Raw genomic sequence first — 4,540 nt, 5'->3', positions numbered from 1 at the left:
TCAGCAGTTGCGTTCATGAGAGATCTCCCCACCCTGACCTCTACACGCCAATTCTATCGTAGATTCTGTAGCAATAGGTACGATTCAAAACCTTGGCAATCGCCCTGGTCGGTAAAGAGGGGGTCAAGGTTATTGCGGTACTAAAAGCGCAGGTCAGAGGGAATTTGTTGCAAGTAAGTTTCAATTCACAACTTTTTCTTAATAAGTGGTTTCGATCTTGAGGATCTGACTTACTTTGTTACCTGTAGAGCGTTCCTCGTCGAAAACCTATGAGCCTTGTTGCCCAAGTCATCGCGCAGTCGGATGCGGCCGATCGCTTCCTCAGCAGTGCCGAGATCGCCAAGCTAGAAGACTTCTTCAGCAAAGGTCAAGTGCGTATCCGAGCCGCCCAAAAGTTAGCAGAGAACGAGCAAAAAATTGTCCAAGAAGGCAGCAAACGTTTTTGGGCCAAATGCCCTAACACCCCCAGCAACAAGGGCAACCCCCAAAAAACTGCCCTCTGCCAGCGAGATCAAGGTTGGTACATCCGCCTAATTAGCTATTGCATCTTGGCAGGCAACGATAAGCCGCTGGAGGACATTGGCCTGAACGGTATGCGAGAAATGTACATGTCTTTGGGCGTGCCGCTGCCAAACCTGCGGGTGGCGATGAGCTGCCTGAAAGACGTAGCCGCCGGTATTCTTTCTCCGGAAGAGATGGCTTTAGCTGCTCCCTACTTCGACAGACTCATTCGCGCTTTTTGAATAGGTAAGTTGGTTCGCCGCGCTTCTGACCAGTTCTAAGTTTTACTGGAGAGCCGGTGTGTGCCACTTTTGGATAGTGAGTTTGAGGTCTAGGTTCGTTTTACAGGCTTGACCTGCGGGCTCTGAGGTGTCTTAGGTTGCAATGGAGTCCTCGGGGGCAATGCCTGGGCAAAAGATGGTCAGGAAATGCCCAATTGCTTCGAAAAACCAGTTCCTAGATAATTCCTGGAGGAAAAGCCATGAAAGACACCATCACTTCTCTGATCAATCCTGCTGACGAGAAAGGCTCCTACTTAGATGCCGCAGCCCTGGAGCAATTAAGTCGCTATTTCCAAAGTGGCAGCATGCGCGTCAAAGCAGCCAAGATTATCAGCTCCAGCGCTAGCAGCATTATCAGCAAGACCGTTGCTAAGAGCTTGCTCTACGGGGATATTACCCTGCCGGGGGGCAATATGTATCCCACCCGGCGCTACGCAGCCTGCCTGCGGGATCTAACCTATTTTCTGCGCTATGCCACCTATGCCATGCTGGCCGCCGATCCTTCCATCCTAGATGAGCGGGTATTGAGAGGTCTGAAAGAGACTTACATCACTCTGGGAGTCCCCATCGATCGCGTCATTCAAGCCCTCAATGCAATGAAGGAGGTGCTAGCAGAAAGTCTGGACCCAGAGGCAAGTCAAGAAATGGCTGCCTATCTTGACCACATCATTGCCGGTCTGAGCTAAACGCGCCTGGACTTACTGAGGAACTACCTATGAATGCCAAGAGGATGCACCCATCCGCTTACCCCTGGTGGTCAGGTAACGCTCGATTGATCGACCTCTCCAATACCTTTATCGTGGCGCATGTGGCCCACGCAGCCTTGATCATGGCTTGGGCGGGCGGCTTCACCTTGTTTGAGCTGGCCAAGTTCTCGCCAGATTTGCCAATGTACGAGCAGGGGTTGATTTTGCTGCCCCACTTGGCCACACTGGGATGGGGGGTCGGCCCCGGTGGCCAGATCGTCAATACTCTCCCCTATGTGGCCATTGCCTCGATTCACCTGGTGGCTGCCGGCGTGTTGGCTTGGGGTGCCTACTTCCACCAAACCCAACTTTCCCCCCGCCTAGATATGGAGTTCGGCAAGGCTGCCAAGTTTCACTTTGCCTGGGATGATGCCAAAACACTGGGGATAATTTTGGGGCACCACCTACTCATCTTGGGCCTGGGATCCCTGCTGCTGGTGGCCAAGGCGATGCTGCTTGGAGGGCTGTACGACGCCACCACTGCTCAGGTGCGCCTGGTCAGGTCCCCAACTTTGGATTTTGCCACTCTTTGGAACTACCGCACCCATCTGTTCGATGTCGATAATTTGGAAGACTTGGTGGGAGGCCACATTTATGTGGCAGCTCTTCTCTTGCTGGGAGGGGTTTGGCACATCCTGGTTCCACCCTTTGAGTGGGTTAAAGCTCGCTTTCTCTTTTCAGCAGACGGGATCCTCTCCTACTCTCTGTTTGGTGTTGCCTTAGCCGGATTTACAGCCTCTTACTATTGTGGGTTTAACTCACTGGCCTATCCGGTGGAGTTTTATGGGCCAACTCTGCAGCTAAAGTCGGCCCTCACCCCCTACTACTTCGATCCCAACCAAGCGGGGGCCTGGAACTACTCCTCAAGGGTCTGGCTGGCCAACGCTCACTTCTACTTGGCCTTCTTCTTCCTCCAGGGATCCCTGTGGCATTTTCAGCGGGCTATGGGCTTTGATATTGGCAAGGTACTGCAGTCCTGGCAGCAGGCCCGGCAGGAAATGACTTCTGAAGCTGTGTATCAGGTTCAATTTCAGTGTCAACCTCAGCCAAATCCTGCGCTTTGCTATGAGCCTCCCTTCGCCGATCCTGAGCCCCTCTCAGTATCGTTGGAGAATGTCTATTTGTATCAACCGCAGCAAGGGTTTGGCTCAGGGTCGTCATCCCTAGTAAACGGTATCCGAAAAACTCTTTATCAGGTCAATTACACCCCTAGAAGATGGATCTTCTATGAGCCCGCAAAGGTAGAGAATTTCTTTCAGCCTCCTGATCTGAAGATGAACTATGGGCCGCGCAAACCGGAGATCGATGTCTCAAGGTTCTCCCAACCCGTGCCCAGCATCTTTTATGAGCCGGGCAAGGCCTAGATTTAAGCTCTAACCTAACACGGTTTAAGCTCCGGGAGAGGCGATTGCTTTTCCTGAGAGCTTTCTGTTTTGCTAGGGTTCTAAGTACAGCCTGTTAGTTTAGAACAGGGTACAGTTTCAAAAGGAAGGAGAGAAGGGGATGCCAACCCATTCTTTGGATTTACGGCAGAGAGTTGTAACAGCTTATCAGGCAGGTCAGATCTCCATCTGCCAGGTATCCGAACGGTTCATGGTAACCAAAAGAACAGTACACCGCTGGGTGCGACAGTACCAACAAACTCAGGATTTAACCCCCAAGTAAAGTTAGGTACGAAGCAAGTGGGTATTTTGGAACAACATTGACAGGAAGTGATGGCAACTATGGCAGAACACCCAAACTTCTACCTGTGGCGGTATCAAGAACTGTTGCGGGAATGCTTAGCAATTGACGCGAGTACCGTCACGATACACAATTGCTTGAAAAAGCAAGGAATGACTCTAACAAAAGACTTACCGCAGTGGGAGAGTGCAAGAAGAGGAGGTGCACAGAGAACGGCTAGCTTATAGTCAAGAAGTCAGAGATATTCCAGCAGAAGATTTGATTACCCTTGACCAGACAGGGGTGTGGGAGGGAATGGAACGGGGAGTAGCTCGGAGTTTACGCGGTCAAAGAGCCTATCATTATCGTCAGAGATATAAGGGGGAAAGCATACTGTTATTGGAGCTATTTCCTTGAGAGGGTTAGTTGGCTATTGCCTCATTAAGGGTAGGATGAGGAAAGGGGATTTTTTAGAGTTTTTGAGAAGCGATTTATGTCTGAAGCTAGAGGCGAGGAAGGTTGTGATGATGGACAACTTAAATATCGATAAGAGTCGGGAAGTTGAGGAATTGATTAGGGGGACAGGAGCGCGAATCCTATACCTGCCTGTGTATTCACCGGAATTGAATCCTATTGAGATGATGTGGTCGGTGTTGAAGCATTTTATTCGGCAGCTTTCCAGAGTTGGAAAGTATAGCGTGGAGCAGATAGTGCAGACTTGTTTACTCCTGATCAATCCATCCTGCTTCCGAAGTTGGTTTGCTAAGTGTTGCTACTGTACCCCTTGATTCTTTAACAGGCTGTAGTCAGAACTTGGGGCAGACTGGTACTGTATATTAGGCGCTACCCCTCCCCACCGCGGTGGGGGATCCCGTGCATTCAGATGAAGATAGATTGGAGCGTTAGGTGAAGCAGGGATAGGCCGTGGCGAGAGCTGCCATCACTGTCGATGTTGGTGGCCTGACCAATCGCCTACCCCGGCATCCAGGCGTAGGCTCAAGATAGCCGTCAGTTGGGATATTTATTCTTGCGCAGCCAGGCTGCGTGCCGACCACGGCAAAGCAAGCTCTTTAGCAATCTCGAGTGGGATCCCGGCAGTTCCAGAGATGGATATCGAACAGGGATCCTCTCTTGTGGCTGGGGCAGAAACCATCTGGCTTGGCATAGGCTAGATCAGGTGGCTGCTGCGAGCTTTCCAGTCCAGCTTCTGATCCAGAAGAAACTCCAAGTGAGGCAGATAGGCTTTACAGCTATGCTCTCCTGAACCGATTAGGTGAGTGGCATTGAGGTTTTCAATTCTGGGGTGAAACTCTCTAATTGGCTTGATCCCACAGGGGCTGCGGTTGAGGG

General features: G+C 51.1%; 3 protein-coding genes and 2 pseudogenes. 4 read left to right on the top strand and 1 reads right to left on the bottom strand.

Features of this window, described 5'->3' with window-relative positions; genetic code table 11:
• The first annotated feature begins 269 nt into the window (after positions 1–269).
• The 4 genes and pseudogenes from apcD to NW863_RS12240 all read left to right on the top strand — a co-directional run bounded on the left by apcD (position 270) and on the right by NW863_RS12240 (position 3,978).
• The gene (gene apcD, locus NW863_RS12255) at positions 270–743 is read left to right on the top strand and encodes an allophycocyanin subunit alpha-B (RefSeq protein ID WP_414362572.1); all 474 of its coding nucleotides are present in this window, start codon (positions 270–272) and stop codon (positions 741–743) included.
• Between the two features lie 239 nt (positions 744–982).
• A complete protein-coding gene (locus NW863_RS12250) occupies positions 983–1,468 on the top strand; it encodes an allophycocyanin subunit beta (protein WP_414362571.1) in 486 nt (161 codons plus the stop codon).
• Positions 1,469–1,497: 29 nt separating this feature from the next.
• Positions 1,498–2,496, top strand: a pseudogene (locus NW863_RS12245) (chlorophyll a/b binding light-harvesting protein); the annotation flags it as partial.
• Between the two features lie 535 nt (positions 2,497–3,031).
• Positions 3,032–3,978, top strand: a pseudogene (locus NW863_RS12240) (IS630 family transposase).
• A gap of 380 nt (positions 3,979–4,358) precedes the next feature.
• Here NW863_RS12240 and NW863_RS12235 read toward each other — a convergent pair.
• Positions 4,359–4,540 (bottom strand): hypothetical protein (locus NW863_RS12235; protein WP_414366683.1); only part of this gene is annotated, 182 nt, incomplete at its 5' end.

This window comes from Synechococcus sp. B60.1, from assembly GCF_047462555.1.
Taxonomy (GTDB): domain Bacteria; phylum Cyanobacteriota; class Cyanobacteriia; order Thermostichales; family Thermostichaceae; genus Thermostichus.
The sequence above is the reverse complement of the archived record's forward strand: the minus strand, read 5'-3'. Positions and strand labels throughout refer to the sequence as shown.

Coding starts and splice junctions, on each gene's coding strand:
- apcD (WP_414362572.1), top strand. CDS start 270: ATGAGCCTTGTTGCCCAAGTCATCGCGCAGTCGGATGCGGCCGATCGC.
- NW863_RS12250 (WP_414362571.1), top strand. CDS start 983: ATGAAAGACACCATCACTTCTCTGATCAATCCTGCTGACGAGAAAGGC.